This is a genomic window from Halomonas sp. GD1P12 (genome assembly GCF_025725645.1).
Taxonomy (GTDB): domain Bacteria; phylum Pseudomonadota; class Gammaproteobacteria; order Pseudomonadales; family Halomonadaceae; genus Vreelandella.
Genome location: NZ_CP107007.1, coordinates 2348402 through 2369561 on the forward strand (window position 1 = coordinate 2348402; position 21160 = coordinate 2369561).

The following is a 21160-nucleotide window of genomic DNA, read 5'->3' on the forward strand; positions in this document are numbered from 1 at the left end:
CTATACTCAAATTGTACCTGCTGGCGGCCTTGTACACCCCTCACCTGACGCCAGCAGACTACACCGAGCCAAGCCCTAGCTGACCCGCCCCCCCCCCGGCGGGTCTTTTTTTGGCCATCATTTTATAAACTGCGTTGTACACCGTTTTATAAACTGCTTTATAAACCGTTTCGCAGGCCTTATCGCGACATCCCCACTCTGTTCGACGTGATCACTATTCAATGTGAATCACTACTTCGACGCGGCGATTGCGCGCGCGCCCTTCGACGGTCGAGTTATCCGCCAGCGGGCGCGTCGCGGCGAGCCCCACCGCGCGCAGCCGCGACGCATCGACGCCCGCGGCCTGCAGCGCCTCGACGATGGCGATCGCCCGGGCGCTGGATAGCGCCCAGTTCGAGGAGTACTCCGGCGTGTTGATCGACTGGCTATCCGAGTGACCTTCGACCGACACCTCACCATCGAAGCGCTGAATGGTCTCCAAAAGGCTTCCCACCAGCGAGGCGCCGTCATCGGTCAGCTCTGCCGTGGCGGAAGGAAACAGCAGCCGGTCCTGCACGCGCAGGCTGATGCCTTCGGCCACGCGCGCGACTTCCACCCCGTCAAGACTCGGCAAATAGAGCGACTCGTTCAAACGCTCGGCCACGCTGACCGCGCCGCGTACCGCTTCTTCACTGATGGGCACCGCGTTGACCGGCGGCTCATCGGTCAGAATCACCATGTAGTCGGCAAGCGGCGCCGCGCCTACAGGCCTAAGCGCTTGGCTTGCGCGTTCGGCGAATAGCGGCGCGGGCAGCAGCCACTCGAAGGCGGGCGCCGCGGGCACCTCCTCAAGTTCCACGGGCGCAGGCGTATGAGCCAAAAGCGCAGGCGGCGCCATAGTGGCCGGAGCCGGCGGCACGATCCGGCTACCCGGCAGCCCCACCACGCCCAGCGCGGCGCTGATCGCCATCGGGCTTAGCTCACCCGCGTTCGGGATGGGAAGCGCCGTGGCGGCGCGGGTCAGCGGTGCGGGCAGCGGCACATCGAGGATTGATTCCAGCACGATAGGCCCGTCGAAACTGGAAAGCTCGAGCGGCTCGTCGCTCGAGAAGCCCGGGCGTATATTGGCCGCCGCGATGATGACGACGAACAGCGCGACCAGCAGCGTCATGATATCGAGATAGCTGATCATCCAGCCGCTGTTGCCGTCCTCAGCCGGATACGCGGACAAAAGCGTGTCGTGGCGCGAGCCGCCGCGGTGATCTTCAAGCATGGGCGTGATTACTCATTCAAGTGTTCGAGCGATTGGCCGATAAGTACTCGTATGGAAAGCCAGTTTATCAAAAACCCCTTTTGCGAAGAGAAGGAACTAGCCGTTGTATACCCGTCTTTTAGCTGGAACGACGCGCGTGGCAGGCGCACTCGGCGTGGGGCTTTTGAGTCTTGCTCTGAGCGGCTGCTTCTACGCCAACACCTCCCAGGCCCCGATTGCGACGACCTATCCCTACTCGGAGCAGCAGCGCATGCAGGCTGCGCACCACTGGGAGATACTCGCCCGCCACGAGGCCAGCCAGATCCTCCAGCGCGAGCGGGTGCGCTTTCGCGACCTGCACATCAAAAATCCGCACCCGGACGGCTACGTTCCCTATAGCGGCGGCGAGTTCGACCGCGGCTTTCGCACCTTCTTGACCAGCGAGCTGGTGACCCGTGGCGCCAACGTGACCACCGCCGCCGGGGCCAACAGCGTCGACGTGATCGTGGACGTCGAAATCGTCGAGCACCGCGACCGTGGGTTCATTCGCCCGCCGACCGGCGCGTTCACCGCGCTGACCGCGGGCATCGCCGTGGCGACCATACCCATCAATCATTGGGCCGAGCCGGCGTTGGGACTAATTCCTGCCGGTATCGCCGCGGACGTCTTCAGCGGTAGCTGGACATATACCGGCAACGAAGAGATCATCATCACCACGCAGGTCGTCGATGGCGACCGCATTCTCTACTCGTCGTCGAACATCTACTACATCAACGGCGGCGACCGGCGCCAGTACGCGCCGCAGCGGGTGCACTACCCGGACCCCGCCATTCCGCTCACCGATACCTGGTAAGGCCATGCCCGTACTCACTTCGACCTCACTGCTCATTCATCTGCGTCGCGCCCTGCTCATTCTCGGCGTGTTGATGCTTGCCGGGTGCGCGGGCCTGAACCAGCGCGGCCCTAAACCCGCCCCGCCAGAGCCGGATCTTTCCGAACTCGCCCACGAAGCGGCGGCGCGCATGGTCGCCCACAACCCGGACATGACCCGCTACAGCCCGATGATCGCCGCCACGTTCGTGAGCATCGATAATCTGACCCAGTCCTCCACGTTTGGGCGCATCAGCTCGGAGATCATGGCATCCGCCTTGGCCCAGCAGGGCATGCAGGTGCGCGAGGTCAAGATGCGCGACAGCATGTTCGTCGAGGAGAACGTCGGCGAGCTGATCCTTTCACGCCAGGTACAGCGCCTTGGCGCCCAAAGCAACGCCCGCTCGATTCTGATGGGCACCTATGCCCAGGGGCAGAACTATATCTATGTCAGCACTCGCGTGGTGCGCGCCGGCGACGCCATGGTGCTGGCCACCGCCGACTTCAAACTGCCGATCAATAACAACACGCTGAGTTTGTTGGAAGCCCAGGGCGGCTGGTAGCGTAGCCGGGGTTTAATACCGGCTTTTCTGGGGCCAAAAAAAGCGGCGCGCTACCGGGTAGCGCGCCGCTTTTTCATTGATGTGACAGACCATTCAACCTGATAAAACGTTTCAGGCTACCTGATAATCCGCCATTGAAGTGTCCGCCACGCCGGTCAGCATCAGCGGCGTCACCGGCTCGTTCATTGCCGCCATTGCGGGTGCATCCATACTCGCCACGTCAAACGCCCACTCGATCTCTTCGCCGTAAAGTTCCTCGAACGGCGTGCGTTCGCCGCGCTCGGGAATCTGGAGCGCCAGCGCCGGGTCGAGGCCGGCAAAGCCATCCAGGCCAAGCGCCCGGGCGATACCCAACATGCCCAATACGCCTTCAAGGGTCAGAGCGCTTGCCACCGCGTCGAAATCCAGCGTCAGCCCTTCCAGCGCTTTCAGTTCGAACTCCTCGAGCCCGCGCTGCTCGACCAGCAACACCGGCGTGCCGTCGAGACCGATGCCGTTACGGCCGATATCCGCCGCGTCGCCGCCGGGGAAAAGCGACAGATAGCCATAGTCGAATGCCTCGAGCCCCTGGGCAAGTGCCAGAGCCGCCTGCTGCGCAGTAGCGGTGATACCCGGCGCGACGTTTTCATTGGTCGGCCATAGCACCGACTGGGTTTCCAGCTCGCCGGCAGCATTCAAATAATTATTCTGATTGTGATAATCGAGCAGCATATCGGGCTGGAAGGCGGCCAGCACGGCGCGAATCGCCGCGGTTTCCGGTGCCTGGGTGGCATCCAGCGGCTGGGAGGAGTCCCAGGTACGGTTCAAATCGATATCGGCGGCGTTGCGGCGCGGGTCCAGCGTCGTTTCCGGGTCGAGTTCACCGGCCACCAACTGTTCCCAGCGCGCGAAACCGTCCGGATTGACCCGCGGCATCACGGTCACACTCACCTGCTCACGAAGCGCGATAGCCCCTTCGCTATCGCCACTCAGCCACTCGAGAAAATGCATGGCGGCTTCGGTACCCACCGGCTCGTCGCCGTGCTGCTGGGTAACGATCATCAGCTTGCGCGGCCCGTCACCGACGCTTGCAGCAAAGAGCGGGCGCCCTTCGATCGACTCGCCGGCCTGAGTCAGCGACAGCGTGTCAAAACGCGCATCGAGGGCCTGCAGGTCGTCATAAAGCTCTTCGTTGCTGCGAAAACCGTCCTGCACCAGCGGCTGGTCGGCGTCGTAGTTCTCATTGCTCACGTTTTGGGAATAGAACTGGGCCACCGACGTATAGGCATCGAGCGCCTCCAGATCCGTTTTGCTGGCCGAAGCCAAGATGGATTCGATCAATACCTGATCCGAAACGCCACTATCGGCCTGCGCTCCCCAGTAATCGACCGCCGCCTGCTCGGCATCGCGCGCGAACAGGCGCTGGTAGATCTCGTTGACCCAGCCGTTACCAGGAAGCGCTGAAAGCGCCTGGCGGCCGGCCACGAACTCATCGGACTGCAGCATGTAAAACAGCACATCCTGCGACTCAAGGGCACCGGCGTCCATCTGTTCCTGCCAGTACGCAAGCCCCGCCGGGTCGGCGGCGCGGCCAAAAAGCGCCAGATAGTAGGATTGTATGTATTGAGTCGGTGTCAGCATCGGTCTTGCCTCTCAGCATTATTGTTGCAGCTCGTTTTCCCTGCTTCTTGTCGCGCTCGAGCGGCCAATACGGGCTCTTTGGCCCGCTTTGCGATAACAACGACTCCCTCGCCCGGCCGCCGCCTTTTAGCTATAACGCATCCCGCCACGTTAAGCCAGGCCCGGCTTTTTGATGAGAGCAGCGCTCAGCGTGTGAACGATGCGGCAACGGCGGCTGATTGGCACCGATAAGCGCTATACGCCCCCCACCATACCGCCAGCCAGAAGGCGTAGAACATGGCGCCGCTGTTGTGTGCCATGAACGTTTGCGAGAGACCGAAATCGATATAGGCTACGGGTAGTAGCGTGCCCGCCACCGCCAGCGAACGAACGCGCAAGTCGGCATGCGAAAACCCCGAGACAAACAACCGCATCGGCACGAGATAAAGCGCCAGCAAAATAGCGAGCCCTACCACGCCGCGCTTGGCGGTGGCATCGATGAACTCATTATGGGCGTGGTCGAATCCGGCCGCTGCCGGGTTGATGACCCCGCGCTCGGCCAGGGCCTGCATGGCGTCGACGTAGCCCTGCTCGCCCCACCCCAGCACCGGACGCTCGGCAATCAAAAGCCCGGCGCCGCGCCACATCTGAAAACGAAGCCCGAGCGACGTATCGCGCTCGCCCCCACCGATATACTGAGCTACATCATTGATCCCGGCGTGAACGCGCTGCTGCACCCCGGTTTGCGGCGTGGCGTACATGATCACGACAACGGCCAGCATTAGCGCCACCGCCGCTGCTTTGACCTTTAACGAAAGCCCGCGACCGTAGCCGCGATACAGCACGAACGCGATGAACGGAAGGCCAATCCATCCGCCGCGGCTGCCCGATAACAGCGAGCCCAGCATACCCAGAAACGCCCCCAGCAGCAGAAGCAAAAGCCAAAACGCCCTGCGCCGTTGAGCGAACGCCCAGCCAAGCCCGGCCAAACACAAAACGCCCATCAGCATGCTCAGGTTGCCAAACTGAATCACGTACACGAAGCCGTCGGCGCGCGCCCTATCCAGCGCCAGGTTTTGCCAGAGCGCCCAGCTCCCGGAGCCAATGGCACCAAGCGCCAGCCCGCTCCAGAGCCATGAAAGCCGCGGCGGGCAGCGCAGCACCAGCAAAAGCACCGGTACGGCCAACAGAAACCGTGATGGTCGGTCAAAGCCGCGCGCGCCCAACTCGATGGTCGAAAGTACACCGACCGCCAGGCCATAAAGGCACAGTGCCGCGATGAGCCATCGATCCTGACGCGTAAGCGTTGCCATTCCCACGCGGCGAGAAAGCAGGCAAACGCTTGCCAGAAGCAACAGCGCGGCGCCAATGGAGTAGCCCGAAGGCACCACCAGCGCCAGCGCCCCCATTAGAAATACGCACACGCTCACATAACGCGCTAACGGGCCCGCAGGCAGTGTGGCTTCCCTTGTCGTGCTATTGTCCATGATGCGCCATGCTCCGGCCCTGGTGCCTTTACTCATTGCTACTTTTAAGTGGTTACTTGTAGATGGTTACGTGTAACGCGTAAAAAGCTCGGATAGTAGCACAGCTCGCGCGCAGGCTCGCGGCCTCAATCACACGGCTGATTATCGGGGAGCGTAACCGTCAGCGCTTTGCCCTTTTTTTGCGCCAACGCTTCCAGCGCCGATTTCAGCGCCAGGCGCGCCGTTGAGTCGCCGTGCACCAGGCGCACTTCGCGCGGCCAGCGGCGCATGCCGGCCACGAAGCGCAACAGCCCGCCTTCATCGGCGTGGGCGGAGTAGCCGCTGATCGACGTCACGCCGGCGCGAATGGTGAAACGCTCGCCCTCAAGCTCAACCCAGCCGCCCGCCGGCCCATAGCGCTGAATATCGCGGCCCGGCGTGCCCTCACCCTGATATCCCACGAACAGCACCTGATGGCGGGTATCTTCGAGCATCGCCTTCAAATAGTTGACCACGCGCCCGCCCGCGCACATGCCGCTGGCGGCAATGACGACGGCAGGCCGCCCACTTTGGGCCAAATACGTCACCGTACGCAGATGCGCCTCGTGACTATCCACGGTATAGAGCGATTCAAAATCGAGCGGGTGGCGGCCGGCGCGCACGCGCGTTTGGGCCTCGGCGTCCCAGTAGGGTTTGAGTGTGCGATATACCCGGGTAAAGCGCGCCGCCAGGGGAGAGTCGACGATAATCTCGAGCGCTCCCCACCGCCCTCGGCCCGCCGCCCGGTGAACGATGCCCTCCAGCGCATACAAAAGCTCCTGGGTGCGGCCAATGCTGAACGCGGGAATAATCACGGTCCCCTGGTGGTCGAGCGCAGCGTCGATCGCTTTTTTGAGTGCTTGGGTTCGGCCTTCGCGTCGTTCGTGGCGGCGACCGCCATAGGTGGCCTCCAGCACCAGCACATCGGCCTTGGCCGGCGATGTGGGCGCCGGCAGCAGCGGTGAGTTGGCCGCGCCCAGATCGCCGGAGAACACCACACGCTCGCGCTGGCCGGTTTCAGGCTCGCGTAAACCAACCTCGACGAAGCTCGAGCCCAGAATATGCCCCGCCCGGCGCAGCTTGACGCGCATGACCAGATCCTGGTTATTGACGACCGAGTGCCAGCGGTCGTACTCAAGCGCCACCACCTGCTGCTCCAGCCGCTCCAGAAAGCGCTCGATCAGCGCGCGGTCGCGGGTAAAGCCGATCTTGAGCGCGTCTTCGATCACCAGAGGCAATAGCCGAGCGGAAGGAATCGAGCAGATGACCGGGCCATCGAAGCCCGCCGCCAGCAGGTAGGGCAAGCGGCCCACGTGGTCGATATGCACGTGAGTAATGACCACGGCCTTGATCGAGTCGACGTCGAAATCGACCGTCATTTGATCGAAACGCGCCGGGTCGGCGTCCTGGCCCTGAAACAAGCCGCAGTCGATCAGCAGTGACGGCCCGGCACGAGCATAAAGCTGATGGCAGCTCCCGGTCACCCCATTAGCCCCGCCCCGGTGAACGAGCGTGGAAAGCGCTGGTTTTCCCCCGTGATTTACCATTTCGCCCCCTTTGGATCATCAAGCGGTCGTGGCCACTACCCTACCCCCACTCGCAACCAAAAGTAAAATTAGGCTTCTGCATAAAAAAACGCCCACCTCAGCGTGGCTGCGGTGGGCGCTCATGGCTTTCGATGGGCGGCGCTTAGCGCTCGAACACGTCGGCGGCGGCGAAGTTGCTACCGGCCTGGTCCTTCTCGGAAAGCGCGAACTCGACGGGAAGCGTGGGCCACTCGATACCAAGCTCGGGGTCATCGAAGCGAATGCTGCGCTCGGAGGCCGGGTGATAGTAGTCGGTGGTCTTGTAGAGAAAGTCCGCGGTATCCGACATCACCACAAAACCGTGGCCGAAGCCTTCCGGCACCCAGAGCTGGCGGTTGTTCTCAGCGGAAAGCTCGACGCCCACCCACTGGCCGAAGTGGCTGGAATCGCGGCGAAGGTCGACCGCCACATCGAAGACGCTTCCCTGGGTGACGCGAACGAGTTTGCCCTGGGGCTGCTCGAGCTGGTAGTGAATGCCGCGAAGCACCCCCTGACGCGAGCGCGAGTGGTTGTCCTGCACGAATTCACGTGTACAGCCGGTGGCCTCTTCGAACGCCTTTTGATTGAAGCTTTCCATGAAAAAGCCGCGCTCGTCGCCGAATACTTTGGGTGTCAGAATCACGACGCCCGGCAATGACGTTTGTTCGACCTGCATTAGTGACCTCCCTTGCTATCGAGCCGCGCAAGCAGATACTGGCCGTAACCGGTCTTGGATAGCGCGCTGGCGCTTTCGCGAAGCGCTTCATCGCTCAGCCAGCCCTGGTGCCAGGCGATCTCCTCGAGACACGCCACCTTCAGCCCCTGGCGATGCTCGATGGTTTGCACGTACTGGCTGGCTTCCAACAGGCTGTCATGAGTACCGGTATCCAGCCATGCAAAGCCGCGGCCCAGGCGTTCGACACGCAGGTCGCCGCGCTCCAGGTAAGCATTGTTGATGCTGGTGATCTCGAGCTCACCGCGCTCGGAAGGCTCAACCTTTCTGGCGATCTCGACCACGTCGTTGTCGTAGAAGTAGAGCCCGGTCACTGCGTAGGGCGACTTCGGCTTGGCCGGCTTCTCCTCGATGGAAACGGCGGTGCCGCTTTCGTCGAACGCCACCACGCCAAAGCGCTCCGGGTCCTTCACCAGGTACCCAAACACGGTAGCGCCGCTTGGCTGCTCGCTTGCGCGCTTGAGCTGCTCGGAGAAGTGCTGGCCGTGGAAGATGTTGTCGCCCAGCACCAGGCACACCGGGGATTCGCCGATGAACTCTTCACCGATGATGAACGCCTGGGCCAGACCGTCCGGGCTAGGCTGCACGGCATACTCGAAGCGCACGCCGAAGGCGCTACCATCGCCTAACAGGTTTTCGTACTGCGGCAAATCTTCCGGGGTCGAGATGATCAGAATCTCGCGGATGCCGGCCAGCATCAGCACCGAGATCGGGTAATAGATCATCGGCTTGTCGTAAATGGGCAGCAGCTGCTTGGAGACGCCGCGGGTGATGGGATGCAGGCGCGTGCCGCTGCCCCCGGCCAGAATAATACCTTTACGTTGCATGGTGTCCTTCCTTGCTCAAGGCTCGCTTTAACGCGAGCTTGCGATTTCTTGCACGGTCAACGCGACCTGGCTTTGCCAATCCGGCAGCGTGATTCCCAATGCTTTCTCGAGTTTACCCACATTCAGGCGGGAATTCAGCGGCCGGGTAGCGGGCGTGGGGTAGTCGCTGGTGGGAATGGCGCCCACGCCCTGCTCGGTGATCGAAAGTGGCAGGCCGGCCTTTTTCGCGTGCTCGAAGATTTCGCAGGCAAAGCCGTGCCAGCTGGTGTGCCCGCGCGGTGCCAGGTGATACACCCCGCTTTTGAGATCGCTGCCGTCCGGGCTCAGCCATCTGGTCAGCGCCTGCTGAGTGACCAGCGCGATCAAGCGAGCGGGGGTCGGCGCGCCCACCTGATCGTCGATGATGTTGAGGCTTTCGCGCTCGGCGCCCAAACGCAACATGGTGGCCAAAAAGCTCTTGCCGAAGGCGCTATAAACCCAGCTGGTACGAAAGATCAGATGCCGGCAGCCGCTGTCACACACCGCCTCGTCGCCGGCAAGCTTGGTGTCGCCGTAGACATTACGCGGCCCGACCGGGTCGCTCTCGCGCCAGGGCGTATCGCCGTCACCGGTATAAACGTAGTCCGACGAGTAGTGCACCAGCAGCGCGTTGTTCACCGCGCAGTGAGCGGCAAGCTGAGCGGGCAGCGACGCGTTCAGGCGCGTGGCCGCCGCCTCGTCGGATTCCGCCTGGTCCACCGCCGTATAGGCCGCCGCGTTGACGATGACATCCGGCTGATGCGTGGCAAGATATGCATCCACCGCCTCGCCATCGGCCAAATCCAGCACCTGGCGCGAAGGAGCCAGCAGTTCCCCCAGGGTCGCCAGCTGGCGTTTGAGCTCGAAGCCCACCTGCCCATTACCACCGGTAATCAGGATCTTCATGGTCAAATCCTTTTAAATCAGAATGATCGATGATCGCTTTGCCAAATCATAAGCTCCCTAGCCGCTCGCCCTGGTAGCTGCCGTCCTGCACGCGCTGCCACCACTGCCGATTGTCCAGGTACCACTGCACGGTTTTACGCAGGCCGGTCTCGAAGGTCTCTTCCGGGCGCCAGCCCAGCTCGCGCTCGATCTTGTCGGCGTCGATCGCGTAGCGCACGTCGTGGCCCGGCCGGTCGGCCACGAACGTGATCAGCTCGCGGTAGCTTTTCTCGGCGGGCACCAGCTCCTGAAGCAGATCGCAAAGCGTCTCGACTACTTCCAGATTCGCCTTCTCGTTGTGGCCACCGATATTGTAGGTCTCACCGACCTTGCCCTCGGTCACTACGTTCACCAGCGCCCGGGCGTGGTCTTCGACAAAGAGCCAGTCGCGCACCTGCTGGCCATCGCCGTATACCGGCAGCGCCTTGCCCGCCAGAGCGTTTAAAATCATCAGCGGAATGAGCTTTTCCGGGAAATGATACGGCCCATAGTTGTTCGAGCAGTTGGTCAGCAGCACCGGCAAGCCATAGGTGCGATACCAGGCGCGCACCAGGTGATCGGAACTTGCCTTGCTGGCGGAGTACGGCGAGCTCGGCGCGTAGGGAGTCTCTTCGGTGAACAGATCCTCCGGGCCTTCCAGATCGCCGTACACTTCATCGGTGGAGACGTGATGAAAGCGAAACGCGGCGGCTTTCTCGGGGCGACTCTCTTTGAGACCGTTCCAATACTGGCGGGCGGCTTCCAAAAGCGTGTAGGTCCCGACGATATTGGTCTCAATGAACGCCGCCGGGCCGTCGATCGAGCGGTCCACGTGAGACTCCGCCGCCAGATGCATCACCGCATCCGGCTGGTGGCGCTCGAAAAGCCGGGCCATGTGCGCGGCGTCATTGATGTTGGCGTGCTCGAAGACGTAGCGCTCGTTGCCCTCGACGTCAGCCAGCGACTCCAGGTTACCGGCGTAGGTCAGGGCATCGACGTTGACGACCTCATGGTCGGTGTTGGCGATGAGGTGCCTGACGACTGCCGAGCCGATGAATCCTGCTCCACCCGTGACTAGAAGCTTCATAATGACTGCCTTGTGCATGACCTTGAGATTGTGCAACTGCCGTTTTGAAGGGCCCGAACGTCAGGCCATTGAAAGCAGCGATCCAGCGCACAAGGATAACATGCAAACACCGGCGGGCACCCCCCAACGCACCGGCTACTGGCGCTCGCGAGCCAACCGCTGCAACAGGTCGCGCTTGAGCGGTCTGGAAAGCATCGATGCACGTACAAAGCGGCTATCGTCGCCGTCAACTCGAATCACGCCCTGACCTTGCGGGCAGAAAACATTCACGAGATCGCGCTGATCACCCCGTGCATGAAAGACACATGCAGGCCAGGTGTCGTCCGGGTTCAGCAGGCTACGCGGTGGGCTTTGATGACAGTACGGGGGCTCGCTAACATGCGCCAAAAGCGTTGGCATCAAATCGGCCTGATGATAGAGCCCACTGACCTCGCCCACGCCCTTTTCGCCGGTGAGAATGAACCCGGGAACGTTCGAGGCCGCCGCACGCCCTAAAAGCGCGTGCTCCTCGCGACTCATCATGGTCATCGCACGATGATCACTGACCACCACCAACAGGCCATTGCCGAAAAATCCGTCGCGCTTCAGGGCCTCGATAAAGTCGGCGGCGGTGTCATCCATATAGCGAAAAACCTGTTCTTCGCTTCGCTCGTGCGTATCAGGATGAACGAAAGGATGATGCGTGCTGACGTTCTCGATCACCACGAACTGAGGATGAGGCGAGCGCTGGCGCTGGCGCAGGAACGACAAGGCATGCTCATAAAGTGCGGCGTCCTCCACGGCGTTGAAGTGATGGCGCGCCAAGCCATCGAAGGCGGGGGTGTCGTGACCCTGCAGCGTGTCGAAACCGATATGCGAAAGCCACTCTCCCTTATGGGTAAAAGAGAGGTCGCCCGAGGTAAGAAAGCTACGTTCATAGCCACGCGCAGCTAGCGCGTGCGGCAGCGCCTGCTCTGCACGCCGCCAGGCACCCTCGAAAGCCTCGGTTTGCGTGGGCGGCGTAAACGGCAGTACCAGCTGCCGGCCGGTCAGCAGCGACACTAGCCCATCGTTGGTGGTGGAACCCCCAGCGTGCAAGCGAGAGAACCAGGTGCCCTCACCCGCCAAGCGGTCCAGCCGCGGTGTCCAATCATTGAGCCCTGACCAGCGCTGACTGTGATAAGGCGACCAGGACTCCAGCACCAAAACGACCACATTATCGCGGTGCGCAGGCGTCGATGTGCAGTAATACGGCGCAGGGTCCGTCTGAAGATGCCCAAGGTTTTGCGCACCGTAACGCTCGTCGATGCCGGTTGGCCAGTTGGCGGCCAGAACGTTTTCAAGCGCCCATTGGTGTACGTACCCAGGTGTGGGCAATAAAAGGGCCAACCCGGCGACGCTCAGCATCAGCGCCGCACCGGTCAGTCCGAACCGGCGACTCAACGCGTGCTGGGGTGATATCCGTATCCACCACCACCCGCTGAGCGCGACCAATAACGTACACGCTATCGCGACCGACAAGGGCGCCTGATCCAACACGCTTACCGCCAGCTCGGCGTCGGCCAGGTAGATACGGGCATCGGCAATCATGAAACGAGAGTTGAACTGCACCATGGTGGCGATATCCAGCACATACAGCCAAAACCCCATCACCGCAGGCACCCGCCAAAGCAGCGCCCACCACCGCACAGGCCTCAACGTAGATACCGCAAACAGCAGCGCCAGCGCCACAAGATAAGGCACATCGGCTTTAATGACGGCAGGCGTCGCGCACCAGCGACAGCTCAATACCGCGCTCGACATGTCCTGCAACACCGCCACGCGCACCACCAACGCAGCCACCAGGCAAAGTCCGAAAACCCCCAGTGGCGTCATCCAAAACCGCCACGCGGCGGGCGAGGTCAACGGGTAACACTTTGCATTCATACAGCATACTCAAAAGAAGCCGTTCGCCCGCCAGTGGGGGGCTCGTTTAAAACCATTGACCTATAAAATCAGGTGCTATCCGGGCAAGACGCTACCGGGGCGTGATAGCATTTCGCCGTATTGGCAGAGCAAAGCGTCAGTCACGTAATGCCCTTCCCCACACGGTGCGCTGTTGCGGCACGGATACTACAAGAGATTCGCCATGCTTGCTTTTCGCATCGTACTTTTGGCTGGACTGGCGGCGCTCGCCGGCTGTGGCGACACGGCGACCGATTTGCCGCGAGTCGCCCACGCCGGCGGTGGCGTCAACAACTGGGCCTACACAAACACGTTCGAGGCGCTCGATTTCAACCGCGACCACTTCGAGCTTTTCGAGATCGACCTCTCCTGGACCGCCGACGATCAGCTGGTATGCGTACACGACTGGCAGTACAACGCCGAATATATTTTTCAGCGCCGCTTCGATACCCGCCCCACCCTTGCCGAGTTCGAGCAGCTCGTTAGCGAGAACCCCTACGTTAAAAACTGCACGCTCGATACCCTCGTTGAGTGGCTCAAGGCGCACCCGGGAAAGCGCCTGGTACCGGATATCAAGGAGCGTGAACTGGAAGGGCTTGCGCGCATTGCCGAGCGGTTTGATCAGGTGGACGATCATGTGATAGCGCAGATGTATGACCCCGCTCAGTACGAGCAGATTCGCGCGCTGGGCTATCGCGATATCATTTGGGGGCTCTACAAGGTTTACCTCATGCCGTTGGATGAGGTTATCGATCACGCCAACGACATGGAGCTATTCGCGGTCTCCATGCCGCGCCGAATGGCCGAGCGCGGCGATGGAAAAGCCCTGGGTGAGGCCGGTATTGCGACCTACGTGCATACGGTGAACACCCAGCGCGAACTGGAGTACTACCGGTCGCGGGGCGTGGACGATATTTATACCGACTGGCTGGCGCCTTGAGCATCCATCAGATCAGTGCGCCCACTCAAACCGGTTTACGAATCGACTTACCCATCACCGCGAAGCTCTTTGCTGGTGATACCTTATGGCCCTAACATTCGATTAGCTTTTAAGTACATGATAAAATTTAACTCCTATTTATCCCCCTGACATTGATGACAACTCAATAGTGAACATAAAGGGGGAACGCCGCGACGAGAAAATTAAAAGGCTGGTTTGAATGTCAAAAATCACGAATGGAATGGAATCCAACATATACTGGATCGATCTTTGCCGTGTGATAGCCACCCTGGGGGTCATTGCAATTCACGCCAGTGCTGACAGCTTTTATCAGTTTTCCACGCTTGATACGGGTAACTGGTTATCAGCAAATGCGATCGACTCGATATCTCGCATTTCGGTACCATTGTTCTTTCTTCTGTCCGGATTTCTCATTATTACGCCTCACCGTTCTGCTCCTTCGTTAAAAGGGCTGCTTAGGCGCATACAAAGAATTGCACTACCTCTGATCATATGGAGTACTCTCTTTCTTTTTTATACCTCCTATTATACAAGAGAAAGTATCGACTTTTTTAGCATTCTACAAAGCCCTGCGATGTATCACCTGTGGTTTGTCTATGCGCTATTGGGTGTTTATCTGTTGATCCCCATTTTACAGAAAATAACCGACCTGCTAGTGGAACGAGTCGACTACGCCATATATTTTCTGGTGCTCTTTTTTATCGTCAACTGCCTACCTTTTTATTGGCAAGGAGGTTTGTATGGCCTTGTATTTGACAAAGGGTTGCCAAGCTATGCGGGTTACTTCGTATTTGGAGCATATTTCAAGTCATACCTTGCCACGAAAGGCGTCTCCCGATTTCAGGTCTTTATCGCTTTGGTTGCGTTCATCACGTCATCGCTCATAACTTTTTTATACACGTGGATGTTGTCAGATCGATATGACATGGCCATTCAAACGGCTTACGAGTACTTATCGCCTAACGTGTTTATCGCCTCAATTTCATTCATGGTGCTAATTAGCCAGATCAAAACGCCAAGCTTTTCTACTCAAAAAGCCGTAAGCTTCGTTTCGGAAAAAACGTTCGTTATATATTTCGTCCATGTCGTGGTGTTGGACAAAATATCGAATGCCTTGGCTAGTAATACTGAATTGCCTACAGGGCTTTTTATTATTCTTGCCCTAATAGTCACTTTTTTCATTAGTTTAATTTTGGCTATTGGTGTGCGAATGCTACCGAAATCAAGGCTCGTGTTCGGCTAATGCTAGAAGGCCAAGACCGCTAATAAGGCGCGCTCATCCAGCGCGCAAGGCGTGGCTTGCAAAAGCGAAGCAGCGGCGCCTCGACCAAAACCCAGGACCCCCAAGCCAGCAAAATCGAAAGTATCAGCGCAGCCGCCATCCCCCCTACGCCAGAGACCACGGGGTCAAGCCACATCGGCGGCAGGTTGTGAAAGAGATACACCCCAAAACTGATCGTGCCGAGAAACGCCAAGGGCCGAGACGAGCGGACAGTCAGGTGGCTGTGTAGCACCACCCAGAACAGCAGCCCGAACAGCAGTACCATCACGCCGCGAAAATAAAACCCCGAAAACTCAGAAGTCAGTTCGAGAAATGTCTGGTAAAAGAAGCCGCAGGCAATGATCACGCCCATCAGGGCCAGCGTCAGCCAGCTATAGGTTTTGGAAGGCTTGATCTCACGACGATGGGCCACATGGCCGATTAGCCCCCCCAGCCAAAACGCAAACAGGTGCAACGGAAATACCCATAGTTCGATGTATCCATCGTGCCATTCGATCAGCGGTGTTTTTAACGTCGCCACGGCTACCAGCAACAGCGCCCCTACCTGCCAAGCGCGCGGCGTTACCCGAGGCAAAAATGCCACGAGCGTAAAAAAGGTAAAAAAGACCGGCATCGACCAGAACGGCGGGTTCAGCGCAAAGACCGTGGCCTTATCGGGTACGGTCAAAAGAAACGTTAGGTGGTGAAAAAGCAACGCCGGCCAGCTCGAAACTGGCGGCCACTGTGTGAGCAGGTATGCGACCACGGCCACCAGGTACGCTGGGTATAAACGAAGCAGCCGCTTGACCAGATAATGAAGCCCTCGACTGTGCTCCCAATTCAGCGCGTAATATCCCGCCACAATGAAAAAGCAGCCCGTGCCGTTGCTGTAAAACGAAAACTGATAATAGTGACCGGCATAGTGACAGGCCACTACCAGCAGCGCTCCGAACACCTTGGTCAGGTGCAATGCGTTGAAAAGTGAGGGCGACATGGGGGCAGCACCGCTAGCCATAAAGGGGCAAAACCATACACTATTTGGCCGTTTTTATAAAAAGCGATCAATTTAACATACGGTACGCCGTTGAACGTAATACTTCACTTTGCCAAAAAAGAGCCTGCTCATGCCCCTACAAAACCGCATCGACCCCTACGGCCAGCTTTGCAGCGTCAGTGCTCGCGGCGCGCTAATGGGCAATCGCGGCCTACTGCACGATGACGATAAAACCATCACGCGGCCCTGGGCGCACAAGCAGTGGGTCACCTGCGTGACGCACTTTCCAGGCCATGAACGCCCGGTATTCGAACCCGGGCGCTATTCCCAGCTCTTTTTTCTGGACGAGGCCACCGCGTTTGCCGCCGGGCATCGCCCGTGCGGGTCCTGTCGCCAGCAGCGCTTCAAGGCGTTCAAGCACGCCTGGCTTGCGGCCAACCCGCGGGCGGGCATCGAAAAGCCAAGCCTTGCGGACATCGACAAAACCCTGCATGCCGAGCGCGCCCGGCGTGGCGGCCACAAGGTAACCTTTCAGGCAGCTCTTGAGGGGCTGCCCTTTGGCACCCTGATCGATCTGGGTGGCCAGGCGTATCTGGTCACGCAAGATCACCTGTTCCCTTGGAGTTTCGAGGGTTATGGGCCGGCCACTCCCCTGCCCGCCTCAGGCACGCAAGTGACCGTGCTGACCCCGGCCTCCATCGTGGAGCTGTTTCGGAGTGGCTTTCGCCTGCAGGTGCACGAAAGCGCCGAAGATCAGCGCTAAGCCGCTTCGAGCGATTAGCTGTCGAAATCGAAGCTGAACTCGTCATCGTCGCCGTCGAACAGAGCATCCAGATTTTCCGGGGCGTTGGTATGGCCTGGGTTGATACGTGCAAGGCGCGTCAGCAGGTGCGTTTGGGTCAGCGAGAGATTGAGCGCGAAAGCGATCGGCAGCGCCTGGGCGGCGCGCAGCGCCAAAAACGCCTCGTCCGAAAGATTCGCCAGCGCCCGCTCGTCGATCATGCAAAGACCTTCCAGGCGTACACCCGCTTGCTCTCTGAGCGAATCCGGCCAGGGCGTGACGACCTTTGCGTCGACCAGTGCCTGCACCGCTTTTAGCGTGACCTGGTGGCGCGGAAAGCCCGCTTTCAAGGTATCGACGCGTTTGGAAACCTCGTCGAGCATCTGGTTCTGGTCATCGAAAAAAGGCTCGCCTGCCCCCGCTTCAGCCTCCAGACCGCTATCGCGCTCGAAGGTCACATAGCCCTTGTCGCCCTGGGTGAGCACCTTGAACGGCCAGGTCGAGAGCCACTCGGGGCGGTAGTTCCCCAGCCACCTGCCTTCACGCACGAACAGGTTGTGGCCCTCAGCCAAACCACACACTCCCATCAGTTGCCAAGTGCCGCTCAGATTCACCAGCGCCAACGGCATGGAGGCCGCCGCGCGGGCGAGTTCACGGCCGTGTAGCGGCATCAATGTGGTCGAGGCGGCGAAATCAACGGTGTGGGGCGGATGCCAGGCTTTGCCTTCGCACTCGGTGGGGGTTAGCGTTAGCGGATTGGACATGATGCATCCTTACTCGGTTTGAAGAACACCCGTTTGCCGGGTAAAAGCCCACGAATGACGATGATTATACCATTCAACGCGGAAAACGATCGCGGCCTCGGTGGGACAGACGCGGCGGGGTAAAGTGCCAAAAAGAGTCTCCGGGCGTATCGTGTCGGTGGGCATGACCATCATCACTTCAATGACCGCCCGCGGCGTTAAGCGACGGTTGAATGCATTGATCGGCGCCAAACAAAAACCCCGCCGGTGGGCGGGGTTGCACGTTGATTTATAGCGTTGGCGCCGTGAATCAGCCCCAGAAGCCATCGTCGATCGCGCTGATCAAACGCCCTTCCGCCCGGCCGTACTCGAAGTAGTGACTCAGCACGCCCACGTTGGCGGCGACCACGTCGGCGTTGGCCTCCTTGTAAGCCGCCAGGTCGAACCAGCTCGACGGCGTGCGGCCTTCGCTTTCACCGGCCAGGCGGTAGTGCATGTAGGCACTCTCGAAAAGGCCCTGTTCGATCGCCGCGTCCACATCGACATTCGCCGCCCGGTAGGCGCGCTCGTCGAACAACACGTTCGGGTTGCGCCCCTCCTGCTCGCCAAAGCGCGCGTAGTGCTCGAAGGCGCTGGTGAATACGCCCTGAGCCACCGCCGCCGCCACGTCCAGGTTGTGGGCAAGGTAGAACGCCTCGTCGAAGGCCATGTTGGCGGTGTCGGCATCACTTGCGCTCGAACGCCCTTCGAAAACGCCGAAACGATCGAAGTGCTCGCGCCCGCTGGCGTACTCGCCCCGCACCACGGCCTGGGCGACATCGTCGTTGCGCGAAAGATAGAGCGCCTCGTCGAACAACACGATGTCCGCATCCGCAAGCGTCGGGTCATCGACGAGCACGACCTGATCGTCGAAACGCAACAGCTCAACGTTCACCAGCGTGTTGCGCCCCGCGCCATCCGCGGTGACCACCAGCCGGCCGTCTTCGTCACGCGCAAGCGCCGCGGCCTCGAACGAGCTATCAAAGCGCGCCGTGTCCACGCCGCTGCCACCCACCAACGTGTCGTTGCCGCCCTTGGTGTAGAAGCGGTTGTTGCCTTCGCCACCTTCCAGGTAGTTGGCCGCACTGCCCCCGATCAACACGTCGTCACCGGCGCCGCCGACCACGATGCCCCGGCCCTCGCCCAGCGTGACCTGCACCGGGGCATCGTCGGCAATGATGACGCTGTCGCCGGCGCCGGCAGTAATACGGGCGCCGCCTTTCAGACTGACGAATTCGATGTTCTCAAGATCGATCCGGGCGCCGCCGGGAAGGCCCGTGGTATCGATCACGAACGCCTTGGCGGCGTTCAAAAGCGGGCTGGGTTCACCTGTGAGCTTGATCGACGAGCCAAGCTCAGAGGCCGCGCTGAAGCTCAGCGTGCGCAGATCGATCATCGACGCATCCGCGCGCGACGACAGCCAAAGCGTGGCAAGTTCGGCCTGCAGGCCCTGGTTGGCCGGCGCTTTCTGGCTCAACGCTGCCACCAGATCCACCTGGGCCGCGCCCAGGGTGATGGCGCTGCGCGCGCCTTCGTGTGTCAGCGTCGCGCCGCCGGGAAGCGTGGCGGTCACCACGTTCGCGCTGCCGGAGTTCTCGACCAGCCTGAGCGCCCCGTCCTGCCCCGCACGGTTGACGATCACCTCGCGAAGCGCCGACTCACCCGAGGCGGTATCCGAAAGCGGCTGGCGCGTGATCGGCTCGAGCCAGTTCGAGGCCGGCGGTGTGACCGGCACGGGCGCGGGGGCCGGCCCCGGCGTTACCGGGGCGGCGGCCACGGTGAACGCGAAGGTTTGCCCGGTAATCGGCAGTACGCCATCCTCGCCGCCATCGGCCAGGCTGAACGTCATGGCGTGAACGCCGGGCTTGCTGCCCGCTTCAAAACGCACCTTGCCCGCGTTGATATCGGCCTGGGTAAAGGTGTCGCCCTCTTTCAATACCAGCGCGTCAAGCATCAAGGTGCCATCGAGCGGTGCCAGTTTCAGGGTGTAGGTCAAGCCCTCTGGCGCGTCGTCGACATCGACCGCGCCGAGCATTTTCTCATCGAGCACTACGCTTGTGCCCGCCGCGACACTGGCGCCGGTATTGATGGCCAGCTTGGGCGCATCATTGACCGCCTGCACGCTCAATGATTGGGTCACGGTTTGGCTGACGTTCTGGCCGTCACTGACGCTGAACTCGAAAACCCGCTTGCCGCTGACGAGGCTATGGCTGAGGTTGGAGTACGCCACCGCGCGAAGTGCTTCCTGCCACTGCACCACCGTGGTGGTCACCTCTAACGAGGTCAGCGTCAGTACGCCGGTCTGGGCGTTGAAAGCGGCCTGAATTGTGCCGAACGGAGCCAGCGGGAAGGGCTGCATAAGCAGCATATCGCCTGGCGTAAAACCATTGATGATTTTTATGGTGGCGCTGGCAAGCGTGGGGCTGTCGGTATCGATCAGCATCAGGAAGGGGTCGATGAGCTGAGGGAGACCTTTTTCGATGAACGTGAAGTGCTCGATGCCTGGTAGCAGCACGGGGGGCTGAGCCACACCCTGTACGGCGAAGCTCGTGGTGATATCGAGCGGCGTGAAATTGTGATCCGCCCCATTGTCGGTGATCGATACCAGCGTGATCTCGCGGTTGCCACCGGTCGGGGCATCTCCCGTGTGCTGATAACGAGCACCGGCGACCAGGTTGGAAAGCGCAGATTCATCCATGGTCTGATGATTGAGCTGCACGCTTATCCCGTCTATATCATTCAAAACCTGGTAGTGCCCGGTACCAAATACCCCAAGCGCACCCGGGGTCAAGGGAATGTCGACGCCGGATAGCGTAAGCACTTCCAGGGCCCCATCCTTGACGCCTGCCACGTGAAATTCCAGCTGGGTAAAATACTGGTTGGGGTCGTTGGTCTTTGCCGTCACATCAGAAAACAGAAAGGCGTTATTGTGGGCATCGACATGATGGCGGGGGTTTGCATCGAGCGTCGGCGCGGTATTCATTTGGGTACTGACCACGTTCAAATTGAGCTCGTAATCCAGCACCAGCGTGCCGTTGCCCATCATCAGGCTGTACTGGCCCGGCTTCAACAGCAAAGGGTCATTGAACGAGGTCAGCGGACGCTCGGTCCACCACTGCCCGTCCAGCGTGGAAAGAAAGAAGGTCGAGCCACTGTTGATTTGCACGTTACTGATGCTCAGTGAAATACCCTGAACCTCACGCCCCTGGGGCACTTCGAACACGAAGGCATCGCTGCTGTCGTTTGGCCCGCCGGAGGCAAGCGAGCCGGTCCAGCTGTTGGAGCCCGCGTGGTCGAGGCGCCAGGCCGCCAGCGTGGGCTGGCCGAACGCATCGGTGCGCGCGGCGTAGGCATCGACGTCGCCGCTAGAGGTTTCGTTATAGTGAAAGGCTTGGGGTTGGGTAATGATGAGATCGTTCATTTCTTCTTCTACCTCTACCCGACGCATGTGCGGGCAAAAGACTTATTGTGAGAACCCTTGATGGCCGCTGCGCCCCGCGCTGATCGGCTCGGCCATCATACGACCAAGCATCAAA

At 60.3% G+C, this 21160-nt stretch carries 17 protein-coding genes; 5 read left to right on the forward strand and 12 right to left on the reverse strand.

The window, feature by feature from the left end; genetic code table 11:
- Positions 1-214: 214 nt before the first annotated feature.
- Positions 215-1252, reverse strand: coding sequence for an OmpA family protein (locus tag OCT39_RS10875; protein ID WP_263584489.1), 1038 nt, complete (start codon positions 1250-1252; stop codon positions 215-217).
- 136 nt (positions 1253-1388) lie between these two features.
- Here OCT39_RS10875 and OCT39_RS10880 point away from each other — a divergent pair, with 136 nt between their 5' ends.
- Together OCT39_RS10880 and OCT39_RS10885 are read left to right on the forward strand one after the other, a co-directional pair.
- Positions 1389-2084 (forward strand): hypothetical protein, encoded by a 696-nt coding sequence (locus tag OCT39_RS10880; protein WP_263584490.1) that lies wholly within the window; start codon positions 1389-1391, stop codon positions 2082-2084.
- A 4-nt stretch (positions 2085-2088) separates the two neighbouring features.
- Entirely contained in the window at positions 2089-2664 is a 576-nt protein-coding gene (locus OCT39_RS10885) for a FlgO family outer membrane protein (RefSeq protein ID WP_263584491.1), read from the forward strand.
- A gap of 111 nt (positions 2665-2775) precedes the next feature.
- Here OCT39_RS10885 and OCT39_RS10890 read toward each other — a convergent pair whose 3' ends face one another.
- The 8 genes from OCT39_RS10890 to OCT39_RS10925 form a co-directional block, all read right to left on the reverse strand.
- Positions 2776-4284, reverse strand: coding sequence for a DUF4214 domain-containing protein (locus tag OCT39_RS10890; RefSeq protein ID WP_263584492.1), 1509 nt, complete (start codon positions 4282-4284; stop codon positions 2776-2778).
- A gap of 185 nt (positions 4285-4469) precedes the next feature.
- Complete coding sequence (locus OCT39_RS10895) at positions 4470-5750, reverse strand: O-antigen ligase family protein (protein ID WP_263584493.1); 1281 nt, start codon at positions 5748-5750, stop codon at positions 4470-4472.
- Between the two features lie 125 nt (positions 5751-5875).
- On the reverse strand, positions 5876-7315 hold the full coding sequence (locus OCT39_RS10900; protein ID WP_263584494.1) for an MBL fold metallo-hydrolase: 1440 nt from the start codon (positions 7313-7315) through the stop codon (positions 5876-5878).
- A gap of 142 nt (positions 7316-7457) precedes the next feature.
- Positions 7458-8009: a dTDP-4-dehydrorhamnose 3,5-epimerase gene (gene rfbC, locus OCT39_RS10905; protein WP_263584495.1), complete on the reverse strand. Its 552-nt coding sequence runs from the start codon at positions 8007-8009 to the stop codon at positions 7458-7460.
- On the reverse strand, positions 8009-8893 hold the full coding sequence (gene rfbA / locus OCT39_RS10910) for a glucose-1-phosphate thymidylyltransferase RfbA (RefSeq protein ID WP_263584496.1): 885 nt from the start codon (positions 8891-8893) through the stop codon (positions 8009-8011). The genes rfbC and rfbA overlap by 1 nt, the downstream gene beginning before the upstream one ends.
- 27 nt (positions 8894-8920) lie before the next feature.
- Positions 8921-9817, reverse strand: coding sequence for a dTDP-4-dehydrorhamnose reductase (gene rfbD / locus OCT39_RS10915; RefSeq protein ID WP_263584497.1), 897 nt, complete (start codon positions 9815-9817; stop codon positions 8921-8923).
- A gap of 46 nt (positions 9818-9863) precedes the next feature.
- On the reverse strand, positions 9864-10922 hold the full coding sequence (gene rfbB / locus OCT39_RS10920) for a dTDP-glucose 4,6-dehydratase (protein ID WP_263584498.1): 1059 nt from the start codon (positions 10920-10922) through the stop codon (positions 9864-9866).
- A gap of 135 nt (positions 10923-11057) precedes the next feature.
- On the reverse strand, positions 11058-12776 hold the full coding sequence (locus tag OCT39_RS10925) for an LTA synthase family protein (protein WP_263584499.1): 1719 nt from the start codon (positions 12774-12776) through the stop codon (positions 11058-11060).
- A 253-nt stretch (positions 12777-13029) separates the two neighbouring features.
- On the opposite strand from OCT39_RS10925, the gene OCT39_RS10930 reads away from it, so the two are divergent.
- Together OCT39_RS10930 and OCT39_RS10935 are read left to right on the forward strand one after the other, a co-directional pair.
- Positions 13030-13785, forward strand: coding sequence for a hypothetical protein (locus OCT39_RS10930; protein ID WP_263584500.1), 756 nt, complete (start codon positions 13030-13032; stop codon positions 13783-13785).
- Between the two features lie 220 nt (positions 13786-14005).
- Positions 14006-15049, forward strand: coding sequence for an acyltransferase (locus tag OCT39_RS10935; protein ID WP_263584501.1), 1044 nt, complete (start codon positions 14006-14008; stop codon positions 15047-15049).
- Positions 15050-15068: 19 nt separating this feature from the next.
- Here OCT39_RS10935 and OCT39_RS10940 read toward each other — a convergent pair whose 3' ends face one another.
- Positions 15069-16061 carry an acyltransferase family protein gene (locus OCT39_RS10940; RefSeq protein ID WP_263584502.1) on the reverse strand — a complete coding sequence of 331 codons (993 nt, stop codon included), beginning with the start codon at positions 16059-16061 and terminating at the stop codon, positions 15069-15071.
- A 130-nt stretch (positions 16062-16191) separates the two neighbouring features.
- Between OCT39_RS10940 and OCT39_RS10945 the strand changes: the two genes are divergently transcribed.
- A complete protein-coding gene (locus OCT39_RS10945; RefSeq protein ID WP_263584503.1) occupies positions 16192-16824 on the forward strand; it encodes a hypothetical protein in 633 nt (210 codons plus the stop codon).
- A gap of 14 nt (positions 16825-16838) precedes the next feature.
- Here the strand turns inward: OCT39_RS10945 and OCT39_RS10950 are convergent, their stop codons facing one another.
- Positions 16839-17606 carry a SapC family protein gene (locus OCT39_RS10950; protein ID WP_263584504.1) on the reverse strand — a complete coding sequence of 256 codons (768 nt, stop codon included), beginning with the start codon at positions 17604-17606 and terminating at the stop codon, positions 16839-16841.
- 289 nt (positions 17607-17895) lie between these two features.
- Positions 17896-21045: a cadherin-like domain-containing protein gene (locus OCT39_RS10955; RefSeq protein WP_263584505.1), complete on the reverse strand. Its 3150-nt coding sequence runs from the start codon at positions 21043-21045 to the stop codon at positions 17896-17898.
- Positions 21046-21160 lie beyond the last annotated feature (115 nt).

Bases quoted from the DNA above. Each gene is read 5' to 3' on its own strand.
- OCT39_RS10875 (WP_263584489.1), bottom strand. From the start codon at position 1,252: ATGCTTGAAGATCACCGCGGCGGCTCGCGCCACGACACGCTTTTGTCC.
- OCT39_RS10885 (WP_263584491.1), top strand. From the start codon at position 2,089: ATGCCCGTACTCACTTCGACCTCACTGCTCATTCATCTGCGTCGCGCC.
- OCT39_RS10890 (WP_263584492.1), bottom strand. From the start codon at position 4,284: ATGCTGACACCGACTCAATACATACAATCCTACTATCTGGCGCTTTTT.
- OCT39_RS10895 (WP_263584493.1), bottom strand. From the start codon at position 5,750: ATGGACAATAGCACGACAAGGGAAGCCACACTGCCTGCGGGCCCGTTA.
- OCT39_RS10900 (WP_263584494.1), bottom strand. From the start codon at position 7,315: ATGGTAAATCACGGGGGAAAACCAGCGCTTTCCACGCTCGTTCACCGG.
- rfbC (WP_263584495.1), bottom strand. From the start codon at position 8,009: ATGCAGGTCGAACAAACGTCATTGCCGGGCGTCGTGATTCTGACACCC.
- rfbA (WP_263584496.1), bottom strand. From the start codon at position 8,893: ATGCAACGTAAAGGTATTATTCTGGCCGGGGGCAGCGGCACGCGCCTG.
- rfbD (WP_263584497.1), bottom strand. From the start codon at position 9,817: ATGAAGATCCTGATTACCGGTGGTAATGGGCAGGTGGGCTTCGAGCTC.
- rfbB (WP_263584498.1), bottom strand. From the start codon at position 10,922: ATGAAGCTTCTAGTCACGGGTGGAGCAGGATTCATCGGCTCGGCAGTC.
- OCT39_RS10925 (WP_263584499.1), bottom strand. From the start codon at position 12,776: ATGACGCCACTGGGGGTTTTCGGACTTTGCCTGGTGGCTGCGTTGGTG.
- OCT39_RS10930 (WP_263584500.1), top strand. From the start codon at position 13,030: ATGCTTGCTTTTCGCATCGTACTTTTGGCTGGACTGGCGGCGCTCGCC.
- OCT39_RS10935 (WP_263584501.1), top strand. From the start codon at position 14,006: ATGTCAAAAATCACGAATGGAATGGAATCCAACATATACTGGATCGAT.
- OCT39_RS10940 (WP_263584502.1), bottom strand. From the start codon at position 16,061: ATGTCGCCCTCACTTTTCAACGCATTGCACCTGACCAAGGTGTTCGGA.
- OCT39_RS10945 (WP_263584503.1), top strand. From the start codon at position 16,192: ATGCCCCTACAAAACCGCATCGACCCCTACGGCCAGCTTTGCAGCGTC.
- OCT39_RS10950 (WP_263584504.1), bottom strand. From the start codon at position 17,606: ATGTCCAATCCGCTAACGCTAACCCCCACCGAGTGCGAAGGCAAAGCC.
- OCT39_RS10955 (WP_263584505.1), bottom strand. From the start codon at position 21,045: ATGAACGATCTCATCATTACCCAACCCCAAGCCTTTCACTATAACGAA.